At 63.1% G+C, this 26,919-nt stretch carries 18 protein-coding genes, 5 pseudogenes and 1 CRISPR repeat array; of the genes and pseudogenes, 8 read left to right on the top strand and 15 right to left on the bottom strand.

The window, feature by feature from the left end; translation table 11 throughout:
• Positions 1-157: 157 nt before the first annotated feature.
• Entirely contained in the window at positions 158-1,141 is a 984-nt protein-coding gene (locus tag RRU_RS04395) for a helix-turn-helix transcriptional regulator (protein WP_011388594.1), read from the bottom strand.
• A gap of 194 nt (positions 1,142-1,335) precedes the next feature.
• Here RRU_RS04395 and RRU_RS04390 point away from each other — a divergent pair, with 194 nt between their 5' ends.
• From RRU_RS04390 to RRU_RS04380, 3 genes are all read left to right on the top strand, one after another.
• Entirely contained in the window at positions 1,336-3,318 is a 1,983-nt protein-coding gene (locus tag RRU_RS04390; protein WP_014626043.1) for a TonB-dependent receptor, read from the top strand.
• A 311-nt stretch (positions 3,319-3,629) separates the two neighbouring features.
• Positions 3,630-6,887, top strand: coding sequence for a leucine-rich repeat domain-containing protein (locus RRU_RS04385; protein ID WP_011388592.1), 3,258 nt, complete (start codon positions 3,630-3,632; stop codon positions 6,885-6,887).
• Entirely contained in the window at positions 6,880-7,308 is a 429-nt protein-coding gene (locus RRU_RS04380; RefSeq protein ID WP_011388591.1) for a hypothetical protein, read from the top strand. The genes RRU_RS04385 and RRU_RS04380 overlap by 8 nt, the downstream gene beginning before the upstream one ends.
• A 173-nt stretch (positions 7,309-7,481) precedes the next feature.
• Here the strand turns inward: RRU_RS04380 and RRU_RS19970 are convergent.
• The 10 genes and pseudogenes from RRU_RS19970 to RRU_RS04335 form a co-directional block, all read right to left on the bottom strand.
• Positions 7,482-7,673: pseudogene (locus RRU_RS19970) on the bottom strand (hypothetical protein); the annotation flags it as partial.
• Between the two features lie 168 nt (positions 7,674-7,841).
• Positions 7,842-10,307: a CRISPR direct-repeat array (repeat unit 32 nt; unit sequence GTTTCGATCCACGCCCCCGTGAAGGGGGCGAC).
• A gap of 204 nt (positions 10,308-10,511) precedes the next feature.
• Entirely contained in the window at positions 10,512-10,802 is a 291-nt protein-coding gene (gene cas2 / locus RRU_RS04375; protein ID WP_014626042.1) for a CRISPR-associated endonuclease Cas2, read from the bottom strand.
• A 12-nt stretch (positions 10,803-10,814) separates the two neighbouring features.
• Complete coding sequence (gene cas1c, locus RRU_RS04370) at positions 10,815-11,849, bottom strand: type I-C CRISPR-associated endonuclease Cas1c (protein ID WP_011388588.1); 1,035 nt, start codon at positions 11,847-11,849, stop codon at positions 10,815-10,817.
• Positions 11,846-12,532, bottom strand: a complete 687-nt coding sequence (cas4, locus tag RRU_RS04365; RefSeq protein WP_011388587.1) for a CRISPR-associated protein Cas4 — start codon at positions 12,530-12,532, stop codon at positions 11,846-11,848. Before cas4 ends, cas1c begins: the two co-directional genes overlap by 4 nt.
• 20 nt (positions 12,533-12,552) lie before the next feature.
• Positions 12,553-13,506: a type I-C CRISPR-associated protein Cas7/Csd2 gene (gene cas7c, locus RRU_RS04360; RefSeq protein ID WP_011388586.1), complete on the bottom strand. Its 954-nt coding sequence runs from the start codon at positions 13,504-13,506 to the stop codon at positions 12,553-12,555.
• A complete protein-coding gene (gene cas8c, locus RRU_RS04355; protein WP_011388585.1) occupies positions 13,503-15,326 on the bottom strand; it encodes a type I-C CRISPR-associated protein Cas8c/Csd1 in 1,824 nt (607 codons plus the stop codon). Before cas8c ends, cas7c begins: the two co-directional genes overlap by 4 nt.
• Positions 15,323-15,988, bottom strand: coding sequence for a type I-C CRISPR-associated protein Cas5c (gene cas5c, locus RRU_RS04350; RefSeq protein WP_011388584.1), 666 nt, complete (start codon positions 15,986-15,988; stop codon positions 15,323-15,325). Before cas5c ends, cas8c begins: the two co-directional genes overlap by 4 nt.
• A gap of 11 nt (positions 15,989-15,999) precedes the next feature.
• The gene (locus RRU_RS04345) at positions 16,000-18,258 is read right to left on the bottom strand and encodes a CRISPR-associated helicase/endonuclease Cas3 (protein ID WP_011388583.1); all 2,259 of its coding nucleotides are present in this window, start codon (positions 18,256-18,258) and stop codon (positions 16,000-16,002) included.
• A 248-nt stretch (positions 18,259-18,506) separates the two neighbouring features.
• Positions 18,507-18,716, bottom strand: a complete 210-nt coding sequence (locus RRU_RS04340; RefSeq protein ID WP_014626041.1) for a hypothetical protein — start codon at positions 18,714-18,716, stop codon at positions 18,507-18,509.
• Positions 18,717-18,867: 151 nt separating this feature from the next.
• Positions 18,868-19,453 (bottom strand): annotated as a pseudogene (locus tag RRU_RS04335) (transposase); the annotation flags it as partial.
• Positions 19,454-19,516: 63 nt separating this feature from the next.
• On the opposite strand from RRU_RS04335, the pseudogene RRU_RS04330 reads away from it, so the two are divergent.
• Positions 19,517-19,817, top strand: a pseudogene (locus RRU_RS04330) (transposase); the annotation flags it as partial.
• A gap of 193 nt (positions 19,818-20,010) precedes the next feature.
• Here RRU_RS04330 and RRU_RS04325 read toward each other — a convergent pair.
• A complete protein-coding gene (locus RRU_RS04325) occupies positions 20,011-20,916 on the bottom strand; it encodes a JmjC domain-containing protein (RefSeq protein ID WP_011388579.1) in 906 nt (301 codons plus the stop codon).
• Positions 20,917-21,134: 218 nt separating this feature from the next.
• Here RRU_RS04325 and RRU_RS04320 point away from each other — a divergent pair, with 218 nt between their 5' ends.
• The 3 genes from RRU_RS04320 to RRU_RS04310 are packed head-to-tail and all read left to right on the top strand — an operon-like array spanning position 21,135 to position 22,773.
• A complete protein-coding gene (locus tag RRU_RS04320; RefSeq protein WP_011388578.1) occupies positions 21,135-21,413 on the top strand; it encodes a PqqD family peptide modification chaperone in 279 nt (92 codons plus the stop codon).
• Positions 21,410-21,868 (top strand): lasso peptide biosynthesis B2 protein, encoded by a 459-nt coding sequence (locus tag RRU_RS04315; protein ID WP_011388577.1) that lies wholly within the window; start codon positions 21,410-21,412, stop codon positions 21,866-21,868. Before RRU_RS04320 ends, RRU_RS04315 begins: the two co-directional genes overlap by 4 nt.
• On the top strand, positions 21,868-22,773 hold the full coding sequence (locus RRU_RS04310; protein ID WP_011388576.1) for an HPr kinase/phosphatase C-terminal domain-containing protein: 906 nt from the start codon (positions 21,868-21,870) through the stop codon (positions 22,771-22,773). The genes RRU_RS04315 and RRU_RS04310 overlap by 1 nt, the downstream gene beginning before the upstream one ends.
• An 18-nt stretch (positions 22,774-22,791) precedes the next feature.
• On the opposite strand, the gene RRU_RS04305 is transcribed toward RRU_RS04310, so the two are convergent.
• Both RRU_RS04305 and RRU_RS04300 read right to left on the bottom strand, forming a co-directional pair.
• Entirely contained in the window at positions 22,792-24,753 is a 1,962-nt protein-coding gene (locus RRU_RS04305) for an asparagine synthetase B family protein (RefSeq protein ID WP_011388575.1), read from the bottom strand.
• A 48-nt stretch (positions 24,754-24,801) separates the two neighbouring features.
• The gene (locus tag RRU_RS04300) at positions 24,802-24,954 is read right to left on the bottom strand and encodes a hypothetical protein (RefSeq protein WP_158308117.1); all 153 of its coding nucleotides are present in this window, start codon (positions 24,952-24,954) and stop codon (positions 24,802-24,804) included.
• 509 nt (positions 24,955-25,463) lie between these two features.
• Between RRU_RS04300 and RRU_RS04295 the strand changes: the two are divergent.
• Positions 25,464-25,685, top strand: a pseudogene (locus RRU_RS04295) (transposase family protein); the annotation flags it as partial.
• A gap of 43 nt (positions 25,686-25,728) precedes the next feature.
• Here RRU_RS04295 and RRU_RS04290 read toward each other — a convergent pair.
• Positions 25,729-26,529, bottom strand: a pseudogene (locus RRU_RS04290) (IS256 family transposase); the annotation flags it as partial.
• Positions 26,530-26,919: the final 390 nt, after the last annotated feature.

Raw genomic sequence — 26,919 nt, 5'->3', positions numbered from 1 at the left:
GTGAATGCAAACCACCGCTTCTGGTTTGAATTTCCTTCTTCTTTCAGGGCTGTGGTCAGAGAGGGCCGGGGTCACGCCGGGCCGGGTCGCTCACAGACTCCTGGCGGCGATCGAACAGATCTCTCCCGCTCCCAGGCCATCCCCGGTTCCGCCGGCGTCACGCGTCGGCGTGCTGTTTTGCCCAGATCTGCGGGGACATCCCGCTGTGGTCCTTGAAGGCCTTGCTGAAGTGGCTAAGGCTGGAAAACCCGATGGCATAGGCCGTTTCCGTCACGCTCATGCCTCGACCCAGCATGGCCATGGCGGCCGCCATCCGCATCGCCCGCAGGTGCGTATGAACGGAGGCGCCGACGACTTGGCGGAATCCGGCCTGAAGCTTTTTCTCGCTCAGGCCGACGCGGCAGGCCAGCCGGGCGGTGGTCCACGTCTCCCCGTAGCACTCCTCAAGCAGATGCAAGGCCAAAACAACCCGTTTCCGATCACGAAGCGGCAGGCTTTCCGCCACCCCGGACGCCATGTCCCGTAAGACGACCGCAAGCAGCTCCAGGGCCTTCGCCCGCAGATACACCGTGCGGATCGGATCGTCGAACCCGTCGCTCGCCAGAATTTCGGTAGCGACCCGCCGGGCCGCCGTCGAGGTCGGGCCCTGCCGCACAATCGCACCATCCCAGGCGGCCGCCGCCCCGCCCCCCCTGATCGGCGGCGGTGCGGCGATCGCCAGCGCATGGAGGATCGGCAGAAAAGCATCGGCGCCGTACCGCACGTCAACCAGCCGGAAAGCGCCCGTGCGGGGTAGGGTGTCCTGTCCGGCCACGGGGCGGGCGACCGCGTGCAGCACCGTGGTGCCCGCGCGCAGAGTCAGGGGCGGGCCGTTCTGGGGCAGGATTTCCAGCTTCCCGTCCAACAGCACGCCAATGCAGACCAGGGGCGGGATTTCGCCCTTCAGCTGCCACTCCGTCTCCGACGGGCCGGTCCAAACCCGGATTGTGATGTCTTCGCGCCCTGCCAGCGGGTCCGCTCCGCCGGGAAGCGGCGGGACACCCCTAGCGACAGCGGGGCTAGGCGCCCGCCGATCGTCCCGCCCAACGAGGATCGGGCGCGGGGTGTCGATACCAAGGTGCGGCGCGGCCAGATCCCTCATTTTTTGTCCCGAATCCACAAATTCTGCCGGGCCATCGTTAGACACCCGACCTCCAGACATGCGATTGAGACGCGATAGCATGTCTGTGAGCGCGCTGTCCACGCGAAGCGCCGACCCCATGCGGCCTTTTGGAATTCGGATGTTGGGAACAGGAGACGGTGATGCGAGGACCTTTGTGCGCCGGTGGGGCGCTTATGCTGCTGACCATGGCCCCGCCGACGATGGCTGAGGAGGCGACGGCAGACAATGCCGAGCCCTCGGCGGGCGTCATCACGCTTGATCTATTGACCGTAACCGCAAACAAACGCCGCCAAACCGAATTCGACGTTGCCGGCGCCGTCAGTGTCGCAACGGGGGATGACCTGGAACGGGACGGGATCACCCAAACCGATCGTCTGGACGCGGTGTTCCCGGAGTTGCAGTCCATGGGGCGCAGCTCGCGTGTTTACAACAATTTCACCCTGCGCGGCCTTTCGTCGGCCGACTTCTACGGACCGGCCGTCGGGCTCAATGTGGACGGCGTTCCCCAATTGCCCCATACCTACGCCCAAAGCCTGCGAAACGCCGAGCGTGTCGAACTGGTGAAAGGGCCGCAAGGGGCCGTCTACGGACGGGGAGCCCTGGGCGGGGTCATCAACGTGGAAACCGCCCTTCCCGGAGAGGAGCCGGAGGCCTGGACCGACCTCCAGGTCTTCGGCGGCGGCCACCGGGCTTCCGCCGGCGCCAGCAGCGGCCAATGGCGGGGATGGGCCATCCAGGGCATGGCCAACGACGCCGTGGCGGGCGGATCCTTGGACGACCCGTTACGCGGGCTCAAAAACGTCGACGAAAGCCGCGACACCGGCGGCCGGGTATCGTTACACTACCTGCCGTCGGAAGTGCCCTTGCAGGCGCGCCTGAAGCTTGGGACCCAGCGCTACCGCTCTGAAGAAGAGTATTACGTGCCGCTCGACACTCTGTCGCGAAAGCGTGTCAACCCCGTCGTCGAGACGCCGAAGCTGAACCGCCGCATCGACGACGTCAGCCTGGACGCCACCTACGACCTCACGGACAAATGGTCGATCACCGGCCTTGTCTCCTATCAGCGCATGGATCTGGACCGCACCTTCGGTACCTATGGCATCGACACCAAGGAATTCCAAGACAGCCTATACGGCGAATTGCGAGCGGCCTACGAAAGCGAGAGCACATCCCTTCTGTTCGGCTACAACGGCCAAAAGCAACACTATAAATATGAGGACCTGGATTATGGTAGCGGCGTCGGCGACATGGGCGGCCCCATGTCGGACAACACCATGGTCACGCATGCGGTGTTCACCGACGGAACCTATCGGTTCTTGCCCCATTGGGAACTGAGTGCGGGCGCCCGTGTCGCCTGGGAGAAGGCGGAGTCCCTCATGACCATCCCCGGCGCGCCCGGATCAAACGTCGATCATAAAAACGACGCCACGTTCTGGGCCGTCACCCCCCATGCCGCCCTTGCCTATCTTCTCACCGACGAACACCGGTTGTGGGCCGGCGTGGGACGCGGATATAAGCCGGGCGGCTTCAACAAGGCCGGGACCAGTTCCCTGGATACGGCGGCCTATGATTCCGAGACCGCCCTCAGTGTCGAGGGGGGATGGAAGTATCGATCCACCACTGGCACGCGGCGGGCCGAGGTTACGCTTTACGACATCGAAAGCCAGAACGTTCAGGGGTATTCGGGTCCGGCCGGACTGGAAACCCTGGGCAATATGGGCGATGCCCGCAGCCTGGGGATTGAGGTCAACACCGCCTTCGTCGTGTTCGAGGATCACGAGATTTCGCTGGGGGGCATGGCGAACCGCAGCTCTTTCACCGACGGTCCCTATAAGGGCAACACGGTCCCCTATGCCCCCGCTTACAGCTTTCGGGCGTCCTGGACCAGTTATCTCGGCAACCGGGGCCAGTGGCAGCCCAGCGCAACCGTTCGCCATGTCGGCGAACATTACTTCGACACAGACAACACGCTTCGCCAAGGCTCCTACACGGTGCTGGATGCCTCGCTGAATTACGAAACCGATTTCGGCGTGACGGTCGGTGTCTACGGCAATAACCTGACCGATACGCTCTACCAAGTATACGCCAACCGCTCTGTTGGGGCTCAGTTGGGCGCTCCGCGGGAAGTCGGTCTCCATCTGACCGCACGATTCTGACGGCGCGTCTCGAAGCCGCTCCGGGTGCGGCACCGTGGTCGGCGGGGTGGTCGGGGTTTGCTCTATAATCCTTGGGCCTGCCCCGCAAGGCCGCTTGTGTGCACCAAGCGCGCCCCCCGGGCGGCCCGTGATCAGACGGTCCTCATCGCCGGTTCAACCCTCTTTTGTGAAGGCTTCAATCTTGGATCGATCACCGTGGCGGCAGGAACGCGCGACAAATCAATGCGACCCCAGGTAGACAAACTCCCGATAGGGTTTATCATCAAGTTTTCCTGACACCCTTTGCGGGGCATACCCAAGAAGGGGATCTTTTGACGCCTTTTTTTATCAAGCGCGAGCCGCCCTTGAAGACAGGTATCGAACCCCACCAATCAGACGCGGAGCAGGCCTTCCGCGAGGCGGAGATACGGATCGCGGCGTGGCGGCCCGACGGAGCGCTTGATCTGGCCATTGACGGCCTGGAGCGGATTCCCGATAGCATCAGGGAACTTGCGGAGCTGACCGCTCTCCGTCTCACATGCTGGGATAGGGCGCGCGGAAGTTTTATAAGCGCCCGGCTTGTCACCGACCTCACGCCCCTGACTGGCCTCGAAAACCTCCAGGGATTGTTTCTCAGCTACACTGCGGTCACCGACCTCACGCCCCTAACTGGCATCAAAAGCCTCCAGAGCCTCATTCTCAGCGAAACGCAGGTCACCGACCTCACGCCCCTGGCTGGCCTCAAGAACCTCCAGAGCATCAATCTCAGCGCAACGCAGATCACCGACCTCGCCCCCCTGGCTGGCCTCGAAAACCTCCAAAACCTCACTCTTAGCTACACTACGGTCACCGACCTCGCGCCCCTGGCTGGCCTCGAAAACCTCCAGCACCTCATTCTCCTCGGAACGCGGGTCATCGACCTCACGCCCCTAGCTGGTCTCAAAAGCCTCCAAAGCCTTGATCTCAGCGGAACCCGAGTCACCAACATCGCACCCCTGGTTGGCCTCAAAAGCCTCCAAAGCCTTGATCTCAGACGAACCCGAGTCACCGACATCGCACCCCTAGTTGGCCTCAAAAGCCTCAAAAGCCTCCAAAGCCTTAATCTCAGCCGAACCCCGGTCACCGACCTCGCCCCCCTGGCTGGCCTCGAAAACCTCCAAAACCTCACTCTCAGCTACACTACGGTCACCGACCTCGCGCCCCTGGCTGGCCTCGAAAACCTCCAAAACATCGATCTCGGCGGAACAGAAGTCATAGACCTCGCCCCCCTGGCTGGCCTCGAAAACCTCCAAAACATCGATCTCGGCGGAACAGAAGTCATAGACCTCGCCCCCCTGGCTGGCCTCGAAAACCTCCAAAACCTCACTCTCAGCTACACTACGGTCACCGACCTCGCCCCCCTGGCTGGCCTCGAAAACCTCCAGAGCATCGACTGCTCCGGCTGTCGGATCACCTCCGTCCCCGATGGGCTTTTTGACAGTCCGGCTCTGCGCTGGGTCATCTGCAGCGAGGGAGCTTTGGCAGACATCCCGGCCGAGGCTCTGTCGCAGGGCGGGGCAGACAACTGCCTCCCCCACATTCGCGCCCATCTGCGGGACCTCGAACAGGGCGCTGAACGGATGCGTGATGCGAAGATGCTGGTGCTGGGCAACGGCCGCGTGGGCAAGACCCAGGTGTGTCGCCAGTTGCTTGGCGCGCCGTTCGAGGAGAATGCCGATTCAACCCATGCCATCGCCGTGCGATCCTTCAAACGGATAGCCCCAGACGGAGACACCTTCCGCATCCAGCTTTGGGACTTCGGCGGCCAGGACATCTACCACGGCACCCACACCCTGTTCATGCGCAGCCGGGGCATCTATCTGATCGCCTGGACGCCGGAACAGGAGGACAACGACACCCACACCTGGAACGGCCAAACCTTCCGCAATCACACCCTGCCCTATTGGCTGGCCCAGGTGGCCGCCTTCGGCGGGCATCAAAGACCGCTGATGGTGGTGCAGACCCAGGCGGACACGGCACACGACCGCCGCCCCCTTTCCCCAGCGGCGCGGGAGAAAGCCGAGGCGTTCGAGACGTGGTTTGAGCTTGATTACAGCGCCAAAACCGGCCGCCGCCAAGCGAGCTTGATGGATACCGTCGCCGACTGCTATGCGGTGATCGAACAGCCGCTGATCGGCGTGGTCCGGGCCAGGGTGAAGCGCGCCCTGGAGGATCTGATCACCGCCGGTGCCCCGCGCACCCTGACGCTGGCGGCCTTCCGCGACCTCTGCACCAAGGCGGGTGGCGTCGCCGATCCCGCCCTATTCCTTGAAACGCTGCACAACGCCGGCACCCTATTCCACCGGGCCGGATTTTTCGACGATGACATCATCCTGGATCAAGAATGGGCGATCCGGGCCATCTACAGCGTGTTCGAGCGCAACAGCAGCACCTACGCCATCATCGGATCCTTGGGCGGTCGCTTCACCAGATCCCTGTTGGGGCGGACCCTGTGGGATAAAGATTACACCCGGGCAGAGCAAGATTTGTTCCTGTCGATGATGCGATCCTGCGGCATCTGTTTCGAAAACCGCCCCGGTGACGCTGACGCGGGCTTGGAAGCCGACTACATCGCCCCGGACCTGTTGCCAGATCGGCTGAGCGATTGCCGTTGGAAAGGGGATGGTGCCGAGCAGAGACAGGATCGCCACTACTCCCACCTGCCAAGCGCCTTGATCCGCGGCGTCCTCTGCGCCATCGGTCAGCAAGCGGGATCCCAGGCGGATTACTGGCGGCACGGCCTCTGGCTCACCGATAACCAAACGAAAAGCGAGGGGCTGATCACCAGCGACGAACCCAATGGCGTCCTGACCTTGTTCACCCGCCGAGGCAACGCCGGCGACCTGCTGAAAACCCTGATCGAGATCGTCGCCCGCGAGGAAGACCGCCTGGGCCTGAAGCCGACGCGGGTAACCGGCGCCCCCACCCCACGCGCCCATCGACCCGACAGGCCAGACGACCCTGCGGACCCGGCCGGAAAACTCGACCCAAAACGACCGCCGCGCCAGGAAACAGAGTGGTTCTTTTCCTACGCCAGGGACTCCGAGAAAGCCAACGGCGCCCCCGTGGCCCGATTCTGCGAAGCGGTGAGGCAAAAAACCGGGATCACCGTGCGCCGCGATGTCGAGGAACTGGGTTACGGTGATGAGATCAAGGCTTTCATGAGCCAACTCGCCAAGGGCGACCGCATATTTATTTGGATCACCGACGCCTATCTGACGTCACCCTCCTGCATGTTCGAGATTCATGAAATATGGAGAGAGTGCAAGAAGAACCAGGACGCCTTCGAGAAGCGGGTAACGGTGGTTCTTGATGGTGTTTTCATTCGCCATGAAACGGACCTGAAGCGATACAGGGATTTCTGGCGCGGAGAGCTGGATGCGGTCGAGGACCGATTCAAAGCATCTGAAAACCCTGTTGAGGTGGCAAAAGATTTCACGCACATCAAGAAAATCGTGGCCACCACCGACGAAATCCTGATTTTCGTCCGAGACAAGATCCGCTACGCGAGTATTGAAGACATGTGGAACAGGGAGTTTCCCGATGGCTGACGAACGGGACGAACGGCTCGCGCATCTGGGCATGATTCAGGCGGTCATCACCCGCATGGCTGAGGAAAGTGCCCGCATGAAGCAGTTCGCGCTGGCAGCCATCGGAGTGCTGGCCTCGACGGCCGCCGGCACACACTCCGCCGCTTTGGCCTATGTGGCGGGGGCGCTGTCGGTCATTTTTTGGCTGCTCGATGCGCGCTATTTGCAACAGGAGCGCTGGTACCGCGCCCTCTTTGATCAAATCCGCGCCGACACAGGCCCCACCGATTTTTGCATGGCACCGAACGCGCAGATCCGCCAGCGACACGCCTTGATAGACACGCTGCGCGGTTGGTCAGTGGCACCGCTCTACGGAACCCTGGTGATCATCGCCCTGCTGGTTGCGCAAACCGTGGGCACCTTAGCCACCCCGACATCATAAGGGGAACCGGGGATTGAGCGCGGAGCAGGCCTGCCGCGAGGCGGAGATACGGATCGTGATCGCGATAGCCTCGTTGTTTCACGCAGTATGGCTGCCAACGAACGTCAACCCCGCCTTTCGCCGAATCCTCAGCTTAGCCAATGTATTGTCGAAGCAATGCGCAGCCTGACTTCTCAAAAAGGCCATCGCCGATTAGTAAAAATTAGCCTTTTATTATGACCGACGGGCGCATTTACGCTTCCGATTGTTATGATACGCCATGGTTGAGCGACGAGTTTATTCCATGCCTCGCAGCAGTGGTCGATGATGTTGCCGTGGGATGTGAAGGCGCGGTTGGAGAGCCAGTTGTCGCGCATGAACTGCCAGCAGCAACTGCGGCACAGCCACCGACGCAGACCACCGCTATTTGACATCGTAAACCAGAGATCACTCCGGCCAAGCCTCCCGGAGATCAAATGGGGATACCGCTGTTACACCACGCAACGGGACACGATCCGACGCCCTTCCCATCCCGAGTTTCGGGGCGACACATTGTTTCGATCCACGCCCCCGTGAAGGGGGCGACCTGCGCCGCTTATTTATTTCATACTGCGGGTCGAGTTTCGATCCACGCCCCCGTGAAGGGGGCGACAGCCGGCGCGTAGCGTCCTTGACGGCGAGCACCCGTTTCGATCCACGCCCCCGTGAAGGGGGCGACGGGCCTTTCGGCGTGCAATGAGGACAAGCCCTCGGTTTCGATCCACGCCCCCGTGAAGGGGGCGACTCGCGGACCAGATCCGGCGGGTTGGCCTAAATCTGTTTCGATCCACGCCCCCGTGAAGGGGGCGACGCGTGATCTTCAGCCGGCGGATGACCCGTGACGAGTTTCGATCCACGCCCCCGTGAAGGGGGCGACTCGCGGACCAGATCCGGCGGGTTGGCCTAAATCTGTTTCGATCCACGCCCCCGTGAAGGGGGCGACGCGTGATCTTCAGCCGGCGGATGACCCGTGACGAGTTTCGATCCACGCCCCCGTGAAGGGGGCGACATCGCGCCACCACCGGCCATGGCGCGGGCCAGGTTTCGATCCACGCCCCCGTGAAGGGGGCGACACGCGGCGTGGATCTCGTCGAAAACATCGATCTTGTTTCGATCCACGCCCCCGTGAAGGGGGCGACAAGGTAATCCATTGGATACCGCCGGCTAATGTGGTTTCGATCCACGCCCCCGTGAAGGGGGCGACGGCGCCGAAACGACATTTCGTCTTGGCCGACGGAGTTTCGATCCACGCCCCCGTGAAGGGGGCGACTTGAGACATACTTGACGATCGCCTTTGTTGATCGTTTCGATCCACGCCCCCGTGAAGGGGGCGACGCTGTCGAGTACCTGGGGATCTTTGATATGCGAGTTTCGATCCACGCCCCCGTGAAGGGGGCGACGCCAAGTCGCATACCGGCGCGCTAAAAGCGGTCGTTTCGATCCACGCCCCCGTGAAGGGGGCGACAAGCCGGGACGGTCGAGGCAGAGCAACTGCGCCAGTTTCGATCCACGCCCCCGTGAAGGGGGCGACCGTGACTTGGCGTAGCTTGGCCCCGGAAAAAGAGTTTCGATCCACGCCCCCGTGAAGGGGGCGACGGCGAGGGCGTCATAGGTCACCGTGGCCGTTGTGTTTCGATCCACGCCCCCGTGAAGGGGGCGACATGCCGATGAAGGCCACGATCATCCAGCGGATGGTTTCGATCCACGCCCCCGTGAAGGGGGCGACAGCACCGCGCCGGGGAGGGGAGGAGGGCGGGGCCGGTTTCGATCCACGCCCCCGTGAAGGGGGCGACCGTCTTCCGGCGATTCGTCCTCGCCGTCATCCTCGTTTCGATCCACGCCCCCGTGAAGGGGGCGACACCAGATACGGATTGTCGCTGACCCGGCTCCGGATGTTTCGATCCACGCCCCCGTGAAGGGGGCGACGAGCCGGCTATCGTGGTTTGGCCAAGATGGGTGGGTTTCGATCCACGCCCCCGTGAAGGGGGCGACGTATCCGCCTCGGGGTCGATGTAGACCGAGAACGGTTTCGATCCACGCCCCCGTGAAGGGGGCGACTCCTGTCCGCCGGCGTCGGCATCGAGCACGCCTTGTTTCGATCCACGCCCCCGTGAAGGGGGCGACGGGAACCTTGCCCACCTTCTTAAGGGCGAGGGTACGTTTCGATCCACGCCCCCGTGAAGGGGGCGACAACGTCGACCGCGTCGATAGCACCGAGGCCCAAGAGTTTCGATCCACGCCCCCGTGAAGGGGGCGACTGTCCACGTTAGCTCCAGGCCTCTCTGGCGGGCGTTTCGATCCACGCCCCCGTGAAGGGGGCGACGCCCATGGGTGGTGGCGGGCGGGGCGGGCAAGGTTTCGATCCACGCCCCCGTGAAGGGGGCGACGACAGGCCAAGGGCGTCTGCATTTTGATGCAGTAAGTTTCGATCCACGCCCCCGTGAAGGGGGCGACGACGGGGGACCTTTTGCAGCCCCTCAATCTCCCGTTTCGATCCACGCCCCCGTGAAGGGGGCGACTTTTTGGCGCTGGCCAGCGCCACGGATATTTGCAGTTTCGATCCACGCCCCCGTGAAGGGGGCGACTCGTGGTGCCCGAAGCCCTCCGCCAACTCGGTATGGTTTCGATCCACGCCCCCGTGAAGGGGGCGACCCGAGGAGCAAACAGCCCTGCGTCGGGAGATCGAGGTTTCGATCCACGCCCCCGTGAAGGGGGCGACGGCGGTGGCCAAGGCGATCAACGGCGTCGTGCCCGTTTCGATCCACGCCCCCGTGAAGGGGGCGACACGCCGGGAGGTCTCGCGCGACTGGCCCCTGGATGTTTCGATCCACGCCCCCGTGAAGGGGGCGACCCGGCCAAGGCGCCCGCGCCCGCGATCGACGCGTTTCGATCCACGCCCCCGTGAAGGGGGCGACATCCGTATTTCTTTTATCGTTATTGTATTTAGCTGTTTCGATCCACGCCCCCGTGAAGGGGGCGACTCCGGCATTGATAGCATAGTGGTTTAATTGACCAAAGTCGGTTGGAAGCGCGAAGGGGTAGCGGGAGGGGGGTGTTTTGGGCGAGGTTAAACCATCGCCCGTTTTGTTGTTATTGATTCCCAATATCTTAGGGCAAGCGCGATCCTGCCGGGGACTTGGCGCAGGCTTGGGGTTCGCGCTGGGCGGCGGCCGTTTCGGCGACGGTCAGAGGATCAGCGGACCATGGAGATCGACGGCCGGTTTCGCTCCGACATGGTCGACCCGCCGCTGCCAGTTCGCTCCCAGATCATAATAGCGCAGGCTATCAAGGGCGGGATCGATGATGGCTTCCAGCCGGGCTTTCAGGGCGACCCAGCGCGCCGGATCGACCTCGACCTCGAAAACCGAGTTCTGAACGCGCTGGCCATAATCCTGGCAGGCCTTGGCGACCTGTCGCAGCCGGCGCCGCCCGCCCGGCTCCACCGTGTTCACGTCATAGGTCACAAGAATCATCATCGGGAGAGGATCCTACTTCCAGAACCACGGCGGATAGGCGTCAAGATCCCCGCGCAGGTGGCGGGCAAGCATCTGGGCCTGAAGATAGGGCACAAGGCCAAGCGGGGCGCTTTCCTCAAGAAAGGGATGGCGCCGTTCCTGTTTCTTGCGCTCCTGCCAAGCGCTTAGCACCGTCTTGCGCGCCTCGTCGGTCAAAAGAACGGCGCCGCCGTCCAGGCGCTGGAAATCCGTCGCCCGAAGCTGACGGCGATTGATCAAGGACAACGCCAAGCGATCAACCAGAACCGGCCGCAATTCTTCCATCAGATCAAGGGCGAGGCTCGGGCGGCCCGGGCGATCGCGGTGCAGAAATCCCACGGCGGGATCAAGTCCGACACTTTCGCAAGCACTGCGGCAATCGTGGGTCAACAGGGTATATAGAAACGACAGCAGGGCATTCGTCGGATCGAGCGGCGGACGGCGCGAGCGACCACGAAAGGCGAAATCGCCATCGGGAGAGCGGATCAACTGGCCAAAAACCCCGAAATAAAGGCTGGCCGCCTCGCCTTCGGCGCCGCGCAGGTGGTCGGCATCCTCGGCCGAGGCGCCGACCTTGCGCAGGATATGGGCCATGCGATCGATGGCGTCTTTCACCGCCAAGGCTTCGGCCGCCGGAAAATCGGCACCGTGATCGCGCAGCGCCCGCAGCAGAACCGCCCGCTGATTGGAGACTTTGCCCAAGATCAGGCTTTTGACGATATCCTCGGGCGCCTCGGAGGCTTTGTATTGGGCGCGGCGCAGCAGCACATTGCCGGCGACCGGCCCCTCGACCCGCGCCTGAAAACGACCAACCCGGTCCAACAGCACGATGGTGATGCCATGGGCGGCGCAAGCCCCCATTAGCCCGGGCGAAACATAGGTGCCGCCAAAAACCACCACAGAGCCCACCATATGCAAGGGAACCCGGCCCTTTTGCACGCCGTCAAGCTCGGCGACCAGATTTTCACCGTCCTTGCGCAACCCCGTTCCCTCGGTGGTGACGTAAACGGTGTTCAACAGCTTTTTCATGCCCCGGTCCCCTCTTCGTCAGACAGCAGCGACGCCAAGGTTCGCTGCCGCCAGGACCGCGCCGGTTTGGCCGTGGCTTTTGGTCGGCAGAGATCGATCAGCGAGCAGCCCCGGCAGCGGTCGGCGCGAAACAGCGCCGGCGGTGTTTTCAACGTGGTGAAAACACCGCGCAACTCCTCGATCGTCCGCACCGTCAGATCGCGCAAAGGCGGGTCGAAAGGCACGACGACCCGGCGCTTGGTTTCGCCGTAGTACAGCGCCCCCTCGGGCACCGCCTGCCCGGTCATCTCCTCCAGGCACAAGCCCTGGGCGCAAAGCTGCACCTCGTCGGCGGGGTGAAGCTTGGCTTTTCCGCGCTTGTATTCCACGGGATAGGGCGTTTCCGTACCATCGGCTTCGCCGCGGAACTCGACCAGATCGCCAACGCCGGCGATCCCTAGGCTTTTTGCCGCCAGCGGCAGGGCCATGACCCGCCGGGTGCCGCGGATCTTGCGGCCGCCCATCTTGTCGGCCGTGATGTGCAGCACGTGTCCTTCGGCGGTGAAGCGGTTTTCCTCCCACAGCCGTTCCAGATGAATCAGCGCCGCCTGACGCAGGCAATAAACCGCATGCTGCAGGGCCGAAAGCGGAATGGGCTCGCCCTGCCATCCCGCCTCGTCCTTGGGTTGATCCCCCTCGGCCATAGCCACCGGACACCCTTCGCCTAAAGGCGCTCGATGATCTCGACGCCTTCGGGAAGCCCTTCGCGACCGATAGTCACCCGGTAATCGCCGAAACTGCGCGCCGGCGGCCGATTATCGATGGCCGGATCGTCAACGGCGCGAACCTCGCCATCGATCACCCGCCCCACGGTGACGCGATCGAACAGGCTATGGGCCGGAGCGTTACCCAGGGCATTGGCATGGCGGAAAACGATCAGCTTGCGCACAGCCATCTCGCCGCGCGCCGCCGAGCGGTCGTGTTCGAACATCTGTTCCACCGCCTCAAGCAGCAGATCCAGATCGCCCTCGTCAAACCCCGTCCGCTCGGCCAGCTTGGCCGAGATGAAACCATGAGCCCGGTACAAGCCATAGGGGATGATGTGCTTGCGGCCCATGGTGCGGTTTTCGGTCCGCTCGTCGCCCTCCTGCCCTTCCCGCTGGGCGGTCTTTTCCTTTTCGTTGGTCGCCGCCATGCGGGTGATCGAGATCTCCAGGGGCACGATCGGTTCGATCGATCGGGCAAAGGAAAACTGCACGGGTCCGCGAACTTGACCACAGTTGATCCCGGTGCTCATCACCGCGCCGAAGGTCCGCACATCGAAAAAATTCGCGCACATGAAGGCGCGCAGGGCCTTGGCCTCGTCATCGTTCTGCGGGTTGAGCTTGGCCTCCTTGGCGGCTTTTTCCTTGTCGGGGCGCAGGGCGACATAGGCCTTGCGGTGCTGATCATTCAGGATGGCGCCTTCCTGCACATAGATATGGAAGCCGCTGTCCTCGCCCTTGGCCAATTCAACATAGTTGCGGATCTTGCGCTTCAGGCAGACATCCGACACCAGACCGTGGTTGGTCTCGGGATCAAGGCGTGGCGTATTGCCGGCATCGGGATCGCCATTGGGATTGCCATTGGTGACATCGAACAGAACGACGAAATCATGACGCTGTGTCAGGGCACTCATTGGGCTGTTTCCTCGGTTGCGGAGGCGTTTTCGGCGGCGGACGCGGCGGCTTTTTCTTTGGCCTTTTTTTCTTTGGCTCTCTGAATCGCCTCGGCGCGCCTGCGGCTTATGTCCGCGTATTGATGGTAATAACCAAGACCAAACAAAGCCTGCTGCTCGGTCGAGAACGCGACAGGAAAAGGATCTTCCCCTGGAGAAAGCACTTCCGTAATCGCGGTGATTGCTCCCTCCAAGGTATTCTTCAAACCGGGCTTGTCCTTACCGATCTTGGAGAGATGATTGGCCGCCCCGTTGGCAAGTATTTTGAATATGCGGCGTGGCTGGGCCGAGGCGGAGCCATAGAACTTGTCCTTGATCGTCGCATTGACGTGATACCCCAAAGCCGCCCTTTGGATATCTTCGTAAACCGCGAACAAGCGGCCAAGCAGATAGCCCTTATTGGTATTCTCCGGGTCAAGCGCCACGGGAGCCTCCTTGCAAGCCAGATTTCGGATCAACAGGGCCCTGAGCAGGGCGACGCGCAGCGGCGAGACGGTTTTATCGCTGCGCAGGCGCATCAGAAGGGTCGAGAGCAGCGTTTGCGGATACCGCGTGCCGGTGAGAATAGCCCGCAGATAAGCCCCGGCCAGATTGGGCGGCACGTTCTCGCGTTTGCCCAATACGGCGGTTTCCAGCAAGACCTTCCACAGCGGCGGATAAGCATCGCGCAGCGACGGCTCGATACGGGTTTCCTCGGCATAGCGCTGGTAGTTTTTTGCCAGAACACCGAAGTCGTCTTCGAACCAAAAGCGCACCGACACCCGCGCCGCGTTGGGCGCCAACCCCAGAACATAAAACCTCACGCCCTCGGCTAGGCGTGGCGCGGCATCGCTTAGCGCCATGCCCGTACGCATCTTTTCCAAGATCGCCCCGACCTCGCCCGCCTGCTTGTCTTCATCGATGCTGTCGATCATGGCCAGGAAGGAGTTTTCGGCAAGGCTGGCGGTTTCGGCGTCAGAGGCATCGGCCCAAAACACCGTCGAGGCGTCGCCGATCTGGATGCGATGACCACTATCAGATGCCAGAAACTGGTTGAGCACGGCGGTATAGGCGGAGGCCACGACCTCCGACACCGGAGCGTTATCGCCCTGCTCGTGTCCATAGGAGTCAAAGGACTCCTTGTTATAAGAGATCAGCGATACGCCCGAGGATTGGCCCCCCCATACCCCTTTGATGGCGGGATGCAAACGGGCGATCGGCGCTTTTTCACCGCTGACCAGACAAACCGCTCGGGGGCGATCCGTCGCCGCCAACTGCCGCGCCCACAGGCTCCGCGCCGCCTCCCTATCGTGGAGATAAACGTCGCGCAGCCGCTCGCTTTCCAGGGCGAAGATGACATTCTGGTCCTTCATCTCCTCGGGCCAGCCCAGGGTGTCGAAATGATCGGGGGTCCAGGCCTGAAGAAAGGTCAGCAAAGCCCTCAGGCCCGGATCTTCGCTGCCGACCAAAGCGCTTTGGTGAGAGGTGACGAAGGCCGCGTGTTCCTCGGCAAGGCGCTTGCCCGCTCCGGCGGAGACGCCAAGGACATAGGAGGTCTTGTCCCACAGGAAATTGGGCGCGATCCCCGAGGTGCGTTTGACCGGCAGCGGCACCGCCATCGGCCGCCCTACCCGCTTTTTCCCAGCACCCTGGCGCAAATCAATCGGCGGCCCGGCGAGGGCGCCGTCGTCAGTCAGGGAAATCAGGAAACCTATATTTTGGGTGGAATAACCGAAGGCGGGAACCTCGTGGCGCTCGGCAAGGCGGTCATAGGCGCGGGTCAGCGCGGCAAGGAGGCTCATCGGCGGATCTCCGCCGATGACGGAGCCGGCACCCGCACGACGCCCCGGTCCATCCGCGCCCGGAAAAACATCGACGACCGGTCGCCCGCGTGATCGATATCCCACAGCATGAACCCCAGATCCTCGCTGCGGTTGACAGCCGCCGGGATTGGCCGATCGCCGTCGATCAATTCGAACCGTGCCGGAAACTCCCGCGTGCCCAAGCATGGCTGGTGGAAGCACTGCCCCTTGCGGGCCCGGCGGGTGAAGATATCCAGATGTTTGCCCGGATTATCCTCGGGTCCGGCCTTGTCGGTCAGGGTGAAATGGGCCTCGATGACATAGGCGACATCGACAAGCAGCGTGGTGGCGCGCTGTTGGCGGTCCTCATCGGCGAGCAGCGCCAGACCGTCCAGGGTGCCTTTGGTCATCGCCGATTTGACCTTGCCGGCGGGCACCTTGCCGCCAACCTCGTTGCGGCGCAGGGTTTGGAAGCGGATGGGCTTGAGCACGTGGATGGCGTCGATCACCCAGGTGATCGCCGGCTTCCAATGGATGGCTTCCAAGATGCCGCGCGCCGCCGAAGGCGTCATCACATCATAGGAAACCCGCTCGGCCTTCATTTCCGGCCGGGTGAAACAGGCGTGATCACCCGAAACCAGCAGCTTGATGCCATGCGACATGAGGAATCCTTTTAGAAGATGGACTGCTCCAGATCCAGATACCCGGCGTCTTCCCACAGCAAGCCGGTGTCGTCGCGATACAGGCTGTCGGCGGTCAGCACGGCGAATTGATCGCCAAAGCTCCGCTCTTCGGCGAAACGCACATGGCCGTTGGTGATTAGCGCCATGCGGGCGGGGGGCGGAACCTGAACCAGATAGGGCTGAAGAAGCCGCGCCACCTGACCGGCCCGCGCGTCCGGCCGCCCCAACAGGGCAAGGGCCGCACGGGCCTGGGCGTCGCGCCCGATGATCACCGGCGCCATGCCGCTGTCGATCATCCGAAAATCCTCGGCCACCCGTTTGTAGTTGAGGGTGCCGCCAGAGCGATCCCAAGCGAAGGCCTTGAGGATCTTGTGTTCATCCAGCCCCGGGCCCTTGCTCCAATAGACCTCGCGGAAATAGTCCTCAAGGGCGGCTGGGCTGAAGGGATTGGCGTGGTTCTGGGCGATGCGACCATAGGCCGCCGCCAGTTGGGCGACGGCGGCGGGCGGCTTATGGTCAGCGGCCCGAAAGACCGTGACGATGCTGTCTTCAACCGGCCGCCGGCCCTCGCGATTGCACCGCCCCGCCGCCTGGGCGATTTGATCAAGCCCGCCCTCGGCCCGCCAGACCCGTGGGAAATCCACATCGACCCCGGCTTCCACCAAGGAGGTGGCGATCAGCCGGCAGGGCAAGCCCCGGTCCAGGCGCTGGCGAACATCGTCCAAAATGGCGCGGCGGTGGGCGCCATAGTGGCGGGTGCTCAGGTGAACCACCCCCTCCAGGCCGGCCTCGACCGCCCGCCGATAAAGCGCCAGGGCATGCTTGCGCGTATTGACGATGACTAGGGCTTGGGGAGGATCGGCAAGGTCGGTTACCACGTCCTCATCGCTCAGCACCCCGGCTTGACGCAGGGTGACGCGAACCAGCCGGGCGGCCAGGGCGCCGGGATCGGGGGCGAGTTCGCGGCCCGCCAAATCAAGCCCCATGTCATCGCCGGCGGCGAAGCGGCGGCGATCAAGCGCCGGCTGGGTGGCCGTACACAGCACGACCGAGGCCTTGTAGTTGCGCGTCAGTTCATCGATAGCGGCGACGCAGGGCTTGAGCAGGGGCAGCGGCAGGGTTTGCGCCTCGTCGAGAACGATGACGCTGCGCGCGATGGAATGCAGCTTGCGACAGCGGGCCGGGCGATTGGCGAACAGGCTTTCGAAAAGCTGGACAGTGGTGGTGAGAATGAGGGGCGCGGCCCAATCCTCCATCGCCAGACGCAGTTTATCGCGCTGCTGGGGTGGCTCGCGGCGCGCCTTCTCCTCGGCCTCGATGGCGCTGTGGTGTTCAAGGATCACCCCCTCGCCCAAGACATCGCGAAAGACCGCCGCCGTCTGGTCAAGGATCGAGGTAAAGGGAATGGCGAAGATGATCCGCTCCAACCCATGGCGCTTGGCGTGATCGAGGGCGAAGCCAAGCGAGGCCAGGGTCTTACCGCCGCCCGTGGGCACGGTCAGGGTAAACAACCCTTCGCTCATCGCCGCCCGGGCCCGCGCCTGGGCCAGGACATCCTGACGCAGAAGAGTGACCGCCGAGACGGGCTCTCCCGCCAGCGGGGCCTTTGTCGCCATATGGTCGTTGAAGCGGGCGATCAGCCGATCGATGATCGCCGGCAAAAGCGGCCACAGCCGATCACTCCGCGTTCCTGCCTCCCTCTCATAAAAGGCCTCGGTGTCTTTGAAATCGGCATCGACCAGACAGGAAAAGATCATTCGCCCGAGAAAGGCCAGTTGAAAGGGCAAGCGCTCTTTAGAGGGATGGGGCGTTAAAGACGGCGCGAGCCCCTGGGGGGCGACAGCGATTTCGTCGCGCCAGACCGGGTCAAGCCCGGATAGATCTGCCTTCAGACGATCGGCCAGCCCCTGCCAGTCGGGCAAGCCACCGTGATGGCCGGCGATGACATAGGAGAGGATCTCCCCCAGGGTCCGATCCCATCGATCGGAACTTCCCGCCAGCAGGGCCCGCACCGTAATAGCCCCGGCCGTCGCGTGATCAACCCGCTCCGGCGCGCCCTCAAGCCGGGCCTGAAAGGCGCGACAGTATTTCCCAAGATCATGAAGCAGGCCGGCCAGCCGGGCGGCCTTTTCCGCCCCAAACGACTGGGCGAAGCCCGCAGCCAGATGTCCGGTTGCGAAAGCGTGATCCGCCGCCGGCTGCCAACGGGTCTTGTCACCTCCGGTTTCCAGGCTATGGGCATAGTACATTCGACGAAAACACCGTTTACACGACTAGAAAACCATTGGTAGTTTTCTTTTTACTTTAACAATCAAAGTACCCTCCCCGTTTACCCCCATCAATAGAAAAAATCGCTGGAGCAGCTTTTCGCGATACCTTCGGCGGGGAAGGGAATGGTTCCTGACTTACCCCATGACTGGCATCCGCCCGGCTACCCTTGGTCACAGAGGTGCAGGCTTAGCGATCCCGCCGAGCAACAACAGCCCGAGCTTAAAGATCAAAGTCCGGGCAATCGCCACTCTTTGGCGTTGCTCCTCGAAAGCCGATGGAGATCGTGGTAACGCAACTCGGCGGCCACCCCGACATCGGCCAAAGCCTCGGCGATCCGCCCGCCCTCACAAGTCAGACCATGGATCTCCAGCGGCTCGGCCAGACGGGTCTCAATAGTCTTGCGCGGGTGCAGCGAGCCATAACGCGATAGTATCATACCGACCAGCGATGGGCCGGGCCGCCACAGCCCAAGGGATCGTGTCCCGTTGCGTGGTGTAACAGCGAGATCGCCGTTTGATCTCCGGGAGGCTTGGCCGGAGTGATCAAGCCGCCGCGACGGGCGGCAAGCATGAGAGGGGATCATAGAGCTATGGCGGAATCTGGGTGATGGGGCTGATCAGACGGCGGTTTGTGACGCGGGCTTCGACGCTCTCGACACCGTCGACGAATTTGATCCCGCTGATGACCTTGGGCAATTGATTTTCGCCCTTGAGGCGGCGCCAAGTTTTGGCGGCGGCCATGACCAGCTTGAAGACCATCAGCTTGGCGGCGGTCGGCGACAGAGCCCCCTTGGTTCGAACGGTGCGATAGCGGACGGTGGCAAAGACGCTTTCAATGGGATTGGTCGTGCGCAAATGCACCCAATGTTCGGCTGGGAAGTCGTAGAAAGCCAGTAGGGGCTTCCGGTCCTTTTTCCAGGCATTCGACAGCCTTGGGATATTTGGCGCCGTACTTGGCGGCGAAGACGTCGGCGGCTTTCTCCGCCGCCGCGCGATCAGGCGACATCCAGATCTCGGCGAGGTCCTTCTTCATGCTGGGTTGGACGGATTTGGCCGCCTTGTTCAGAACGTTGCCGGTCTTGTGCAGCCAGCAACGCTGGTGGCGGGTCGTGGGAAACACCTCGTCCATCGCCTTCCAGAAGCCGAGTGCGCCATCACCGACGGCGAGGTCCGGAGGGCCTGTCAGGAATTTCGTGTACGGGCGGGCATAATGGGTAAAAAGGAGATGCCCTATGTCCCGACGCTCGGCCAGAGTTGGCGGCGCGCCTGGGCCGAGGTGATCCCTCTTCGCCTTCCCCGACGAGGTCCGCCGGATCGTCTATACCACGAATGCCATTGAGGCTTTGAACGCGAAGCTCAGGCGCGCCGTCCGCGCCAGGGGGCATTTCCCCAGCGACGAGGCCGCCACCAAGCTGCTCTACCTGATCTTGAACCGCTCCGAGAAAGAGTGGAAAATGCCGCCCCGTGAGGGATCCATGGCCAAGGCCCAGTTCGCCGTCATCTTTGGCGACCGCTTCATTCGAGCCATGGTGGCGTAATGTTCAACCGCCCGCCCGCACACGAAATTCCTGACAGGCCCGGCGTCGGTGGATTTGTTCGGCATGCCGGGCGCTGACCAGTCCGCGAAAAGGGAAGAAAGCCGTTCTACAGGGCCGCACTACCACCTGCCAACCCGGTCATCGCCTCGCTGCACCAACACCTAGCTATACGGAACCTGACGAAACAGCCAGCCTACCGCCCATCGTCCGCTTTTTTATCTGCGCCCAACAGGTCGGCACGCACCGGCCGCTGTTTCTGAGCAAGCCAAGCGCGGGTCAGGGCGGCAACATCCATGTCCTGGACCAGCCGGATCAGCGCCTCCTTCAACCGGGCATCCTGCTGCTGAAGGTCGGTTTCCCCGTCGCCCACATACAGCCGCGCCGCCAATTCCGGATCGGTCGTCTCCCATCGCGGCTGAACCATTTTCAGCAGGTCAGCGCCGCAGGGGCGCGTAATCAGCGCACCCAGATGCAGGGATGGCTCCAGGGGAACACATTGATGATAAAGGCCGGCTGGCACGAACAGCATGTCGCCCCCCTGCATCACGAACTCATCCGTGACCGTATCAGGCACGGACATTGTACGCTTGCGCCAAGGCCCCTCAACCGGAGTTCCCAATATTTTCCAGTGCTTGCGCCCCGCGACCTGCACAATGATGAGATCCCGGTCATCATAATGGGGGGGCAGGCCGCACACCGTGCCAAAGGAGCCGATGGCATCGATGGTGACCACGGCCCCCAGGGCCTGCTCCAACTTGACGGCCTCTTCCCAGAAATAGCCCGATGAACTGTCCAGACCGTTGAAGATGGTGGTGATGCCCTGGGTCAGCAAAGGCCGCAGGGCTTTCCGGTCCAACCGCCCTTTCCCGTCGATCAGGCCGAATCGACTGGGTTCAACGGGCCGTCCATTCATGAAAAAACGGAAAAGCTCGGGACGGGTATATTCCCGGTTCAGGAAATCCTCCAGCCATCCCCATGACATAAGGTCAGCGCTTTCGGGGAATGCGGCTGGTATATGGCGTAGTTGGCGTTTGGAAAACTGTTCATTCCATTCGGATACAGATAGTATCGAAAATATTTTCTCCGAAAAACTTGTCATAATCTTTATCCTTTGTCAGTTTACCATATTTTTAATCTATTTTATATTATTCCATCAATACTGTATTTCACTGAAAATCGTCATATACGCCCCCTGCTCTCCGTCCAGCATCCGCATTGGAGCGGGTTGGTTCTTTTATGCCAGGGCTTTATCCGATAACAATAGGTTGCAGCCCCGTCAACGGACAGGGTGATAAGGGTGGTTGAAGGTGCTTGGAGATGGTGACAATCGACACCGTGCTGGTTCGGACCGATCATTGTCTGGTCAGTGAGATCGACAATGAGCTGGTGATGATGGATGTGCAGAGCGGTCATTATTTCACACTGGATGCGATCGGCAACAATATCTGGAACCGGCTTGAACAGCCGGTACGGGTGGGTGATCTCTGCGTGATCCTGGAACAGGCCTACGCCGCCCCGCTGGATGTGATCACGGCAGATGTGCTGCGTCTTCTGGACAGCATGGCCGGCGAGGGGCTGGTGAAAGTCGCGGCGTGAACAGGGCCGGTTCCCTCCGCCGGCTGCGCAGCCGGTTGTTCTGGCTGGAAGCGGTGCTGGCGCTGTGCATTGCCTGGTTGCTGGTGTTCCGCCTGCCTTTCCGCCTGCTGGCCCGCCTGTTCGGCGGGATCGCGGATCCCGGTCCGGCGCTGGCCGGATCCGATCCGCAGCCGGCCCCGGTCCTGGCACGGGCGCGGGGTGTCGGACAAGGCGTCGACGCCATGTCCGTCCGCCTGCCCTGGCACAGCACCTGTCTGGTCCGCTGCGTGGCGGGGCGGATGATGCTGACACGCCGGGGCATCGCCGGGCATATCCTGTTCGGCGTCGATCGGCGCGGTGGAACCCTGACGGCCCATGCCTGGCTGGTGACGGGTGGGGAACCTGTCATTGGCGGGGCGGAGGCCACCGGTTTCACACCCAATGCCTGCCTCTATGCCCGGCCAAGGATCCTTTGATGCATCATTACCGGGTCAGCGGCTGGACCCTGGCGACAGAAATCCCGCTGCCGCATCTTTTTCCCTGCTCTGCGCCGGCGGGCGAAGCGGCGGCAGACATCACCTTGCGCCAGGGCCCGGTGCCGCCGCCACCGGTGCCGCTGCGGCTGGACCGGGACGGAATCCAGGTGGGTGCCGATGGCCATACCGTGATCGACATCCCGAATTGCGTGCGCATCGGGCTGACGGGCGGACGTGACATCATGGTCGATCCCGCACCAGGGGCGTCCTGGCCCGAGATCCAGACTTGGCTGCTGGGCCCTGGCCTGGGGGTGATCTGCCATCAGCGCGGGGTGCTGCCCCTGCATGCCTGTGCCATCCGGACCGGGAAGGGCGGGCTGGCCATCGTTGGCAATAGCGGGGCTGGCAAGTCCACCACGGCCACGGCTCTGGTCCAGAGGGGGCACCGGCTGCTGGGGGATGACGTGCTGGTCGTCGATCCGGACACAGGTCTGGCGCAGCCCTGCTTTCCCATGGTCAAACTTTGGGACAGCAGCCGCAGCGCCCTGGACATCGGCCAGGAGGGACAGCAGTCCGTGGGAGGCAAGATCGGCAAATGGCATATGCCGATGCTGGCCGCCTTTGATCCCGTCCCCCGACCGCTGTCCGCCATCGTGCATCTGCGGGCCGATCCGGCGGCCCGGCGGCCCGTCCTGACCCGCTGGCCCCGGCCCCATGCGGCGGCGGTTCTGGACGCCATGACCTACCGGGTTTATCTGGCCGACGCCCTGCATGGACGTCGGCATGTCCTGTCGGCGGCAACGCGGCTGGCGGCGCACGTACCCGTCTGGGAACTGGTCCGCACGGCCGATTTTGCCGATCTGGCCGAGATGCTGGACATGCTGGAAGGGCTGGCGGGTGCCTGAGGGAACCGAAAACACAGGTCAGCCGTTGCCGCCTTCCACCATGCGGATGAAGCGCCCCATGGACAGGCCACGCAGCAGGGCCAGACGATAGGCCATGGCGCCGTCCGGGCTTGTAAACCGCTCTGCCGGTATCTGTTCGGGCGGGGTCGCCGGGTCGGGCAGATCGGCCACCAGTCGGCACAGCCGGTCGAGATCGAGAACGCGCGACGCCATGGGGGATGATCGAAGCCGCTCCAGCTCCGCCGCCATCGCGTCACGGCTGGCCACCATCTTTTCGTACCAGTCCGCCGCCTGTACACCCCGGATGCGGCGGTTCAGCATGGTATCGGGCAGCAAACCCGCCATGGCGTCGCGAAACAGCGAGGCGCGCCGACCGTCCCGGATGAAAAAGCCCTCGGGAATCGTCAGGCAGAAATCCAGCAGCCGTCGGTCGGCGGTCGGATCGCGGATATCGATGCCATGTTCGGCCAAGCTGGCATGGTGGTAAACGCCCGGGTCGGCAAGACGTATCATGAACAGGCGCGCGGTCCGGCTGTCGCTGAATCTGGGGGGGAAAGAGCCCCGGGCGGCCGCCAGCCCGTCCATGTCCATGGAAGCCGCGAAGGCCGGGGACAGGGCCGTATGGGCGAAAACACCAGGACTGTTCCGGTGCCGCAGCCGGCGAACCCAATCCGGCAGATAGGGGCCAAGGGCCGCCGAGGCCACCGTGCGCCACCCGGCCCCTTCCCGCGTCAGACCACGCGCCAGGATGGCCAATTGCCACCAGCGGCCCTGCCGGAACAGCCGGGCAAGATGAATCTGGCCCTCGAAACTGGCTGTCAGATTGCCCATGGCACCGATCAGCAGAACCTTGATGCCGCTGCGGGCCGCCGTCTCTTCGATGACCCGCGCCCAGCCCAGGTTGCAGATATTGAGGAACGGTGTCTCCAGATAGGGCAATGTCCGTTCCAGGTCCCGCAGCGGGCCGTCCGGACCCGCGTGGATGATGCGATGCTCGATGTTGCTGAAACGGCGGGCCACCTCGCCGGCGACCCCGGATTCATCAATCACACGGGCGGAGGGGTAAGGGCCGGTGAAACCGTCGCGCGGGGCGCCCGTGAAGGCGGTCAGGCCTTTTGCCTGGGCCGACAGTTCCCGGGCGGCCAGGGCCGTGACGGAGGCGCTGTCGAACCCGGCGCTCAGATGGCTGCCGATGCCCCCACCGGGCCGCACGCGCAGACAGGCGCGCACCGCCTGGGTATAAAGCCGGCCGAACTCCTCCACATGCTCCCGGTAATCCCCCGACCGGGCCGGTTCCCTGAACTGGCCCGGCCAATATTGCACCAGCCGCCGCCGCTCGCCCTGAACCAGCAGATAATGGCCCGGCGGCACCCGTGACAGGTCACGGTAAAGGGTCCGTGTTCCTTCCTGCGGGAGCAGGGCCACATAGGCCCCCAGTTCGGTTGCATCCAGGGCATTGGAAAATTCACCCAGGGCGAACAGCCCCTTCGGCATGGACGCAAAGGCGAACAGGCCGGGCCGGTGGGCGAAGAACAGAGGCCGGCCACCATAATGATCCCGGGCCAGCAGCAGACGCTGTTCCTGGTCATCCCACAGGGCAAAGGCGAAATCGCCGGTCAGCCGACCCACACAGTCCGGCCCCCAGCGGCGGTAGGCGGCCAGGATCAGGGCCGCATCGGAACAGCGTTCCCCCTCCCCGACTGCCCAACCGAAGCCAAGCGCCAGTTCAGCGGCATTGTCGATGCGGGCATCCGCCACCACACAGATACGCCGATCCCCATCCCACAGGGGCTGGCGGTCGATCATATCCGTATCGGTGATGTGGGATTGCCGACAGGTCAGGGCCAGACCGGCTGCGGCGATGTCACTGATTCCAGCCCGGGCCGGGCCGTAGGCGGCAAGAGCCGCCCCCATACGCGGGACACGCTCGGCTGTATGAACAACACCATCATCCTGCCAGAGGCCGGCAATGGCCGTCATGGGCGCAGCCTCTCGGCTTTGCGGACCGGATGAGGAACCGTCAACGGATCAGGACGTAGACCCCTGGCCCCAGTTGCCATCAGGAGAAGCAAGGCCACTGAAGCTCACGCGTGTCTCGGTGTTGATGACCAGACGCTGCAATTCCGGGGCCTTCCATTCGGCCTTGGACTGCTGATCCGGCTGGGTGCTGGTGTTGTCCATGATGGGCCTGTTGGAAGTTTAAAAGCTTGATGACCGCACGCCAAGGCTGGGGTCGACTGGTAAAGTCCTCTGACTATGGCAAGCCCGCCATGATGCCGTCAAGATCATTCGTGGCTGGCCAGCAGATCTCATTTTGATGAAAACGGGCTTTTCGGCGGGCTCGGGATGTGATTCAAGCTGTGGATGGACGGGCTTGAAGGGTACATAACGGCGCTGCGGGATCGTTGCGCCGTGCTGCCGGACCGACGGACGGGCAGTAACGGGCGCTACACGATGGCGGACATCGGGTTGGCGGCCTTTTCCATGTTCTTCATGCAAAGCCCGTCGTTCCTGGCGCACCAGCGGAGCTTGGCCGAAGGGCCGGGGCGCGGGCGGTCGAACGCCCACACGCTGTTCGGGATGACCGCCCTCCCCAGCCAGAGCAATCGCTTCAGGTTAACGGCGGTCCTCCTTTCCAAGAGGTGTGGTTTTCTGATTCCTGCAAGGCTCCTTGGCTTTGGGGGCCGACCATGGCGTCGCGTTCGATGTTGGATCACTTTTCGGCGTTGAAGGATCCCCGCCAGTCGTGGCGGGTGGTGTATCCTCTGCCGGAAATCCCGCTGCTGGTTTTGTGCGCGACCTTGAGCGGAATGGAAGATTTTGTGGAGATCCGGCTATGGGGCGACCTTCGGCTTGAGTTTTTGCGGAGATTTCTGCCCTACGAGCGCGGTCTTCCCGCCCACGACACGTTGAAGGGCCTGTCAGGAATTTCGTGTACGGGCGAGCGGTTGAACCTTACGCCCCCACGGCTCGAATGAAGCGGTCGCCAAAGATGACGGCGAACTGGGCCTTGGCCATGGATCCCTCACGGGGCGGCGTTTTCCACTCTTTCTCTGAGCGGTTCAAGATCAGGCAGAGCAGTTTGGTGGCGGCCTCGTCGCTGGGGAAATGCCCCCTGACGCGGACGGCCCGCCTGAGCTTTGCGTTCAAGGCCTCAATCATTACCCGCAGCCAAAATGTGGCGCCCTCGTTCTGTTCCAGCCATAGGCCGAGCACGTCCTTGGCGCCATCGGCGCGCACGCCCAGCGCGATGTGGATCGCCTTGTTGCGAACCATGCCTTCGTCGCGGATCTTCACCCGGATCGCGTCGAAGAAGACGAGCGGGTAAACCGGGTCCAGCGGCCGCTGCTGCCATGCCGCGATCTCGTCGAGCACCGCATCCGTCACCGTGCTGATCAGGTCGGGCGAGACGTCAATACCGTACAACTCCTGGAGATGCCCGGTGATCTCGCGCGTGCTCATGCCGCGCGCGTACATCGACACGATCTTTTCGTCAAAACCGGGAAAGCGGCGCTGATCCTTGGCGATCATCTGCGGATCGAAGCTCGACTGACGGTCGCGCGGCACGTCGATGGCAAGGCTGCCGGTGTCCGTCATCACCGTCTTTCGGCCGTAGCCGTTGCGCGTGTTGCCGGCCCCATTCTCGCCGGCGAGAGGATAGTCCATATCCGCGTTCAAGGCGCGTTCGGTCAGCGCCTTCTTCAGCGCATCAAGCAGGCCTCCCTGCTCAAAGGCCGCGCTGGCATCGCCGCCCGCCTACAATGCCGACCCGCCCTCACCGGCATCATCCCGATGCGATCTTGGACCACGGCGCCGTTATTCGTTGTGCAAGCCGACCGCATGTTGGCTGCCGTCCCGGGGCATCCCACCTGTCCGTCACCCGACACGCCGATGGCGGGGCCAGTGCGCGATCTTTCCGTCTTCCGACCGCATTCAGACGGCCTGTTCGTCGCTCTTTCCCGTGCCGCGCCGCCCGATGACCCTGCCCGCACGCTGGCGCGTCCTGGCGGGCGACCGGAAAGAAACAGCGGTCAGGCGGGGGACGGGGAAGATCACGACGACTGGACGGCGAGATAAAAGCGGGCTCGCCACATGACCCGCAAGTCCTTAACAGGACTTGGGTTCTGGCGTGCCGGTCGGTCGGTC

The sequence above is a fragment of the Rhodospirillum rubrum ATCC 11170 genome (assembly GCF_000013085.1).
In the GTDB taxonomy this organism is placed as follows: Bacteria; Pseudomonadota; Alphaproteobacteria; order Rhodospirillales; family Rhodospirillaceae; genus Rhodospirillum; species Rhodospirillum rubrum.
The sequence above is the reverse complement of the archived record's forward strand: the minus strand, read 5'-3'. Positions and strand labels throughout refer to the sequence as shown.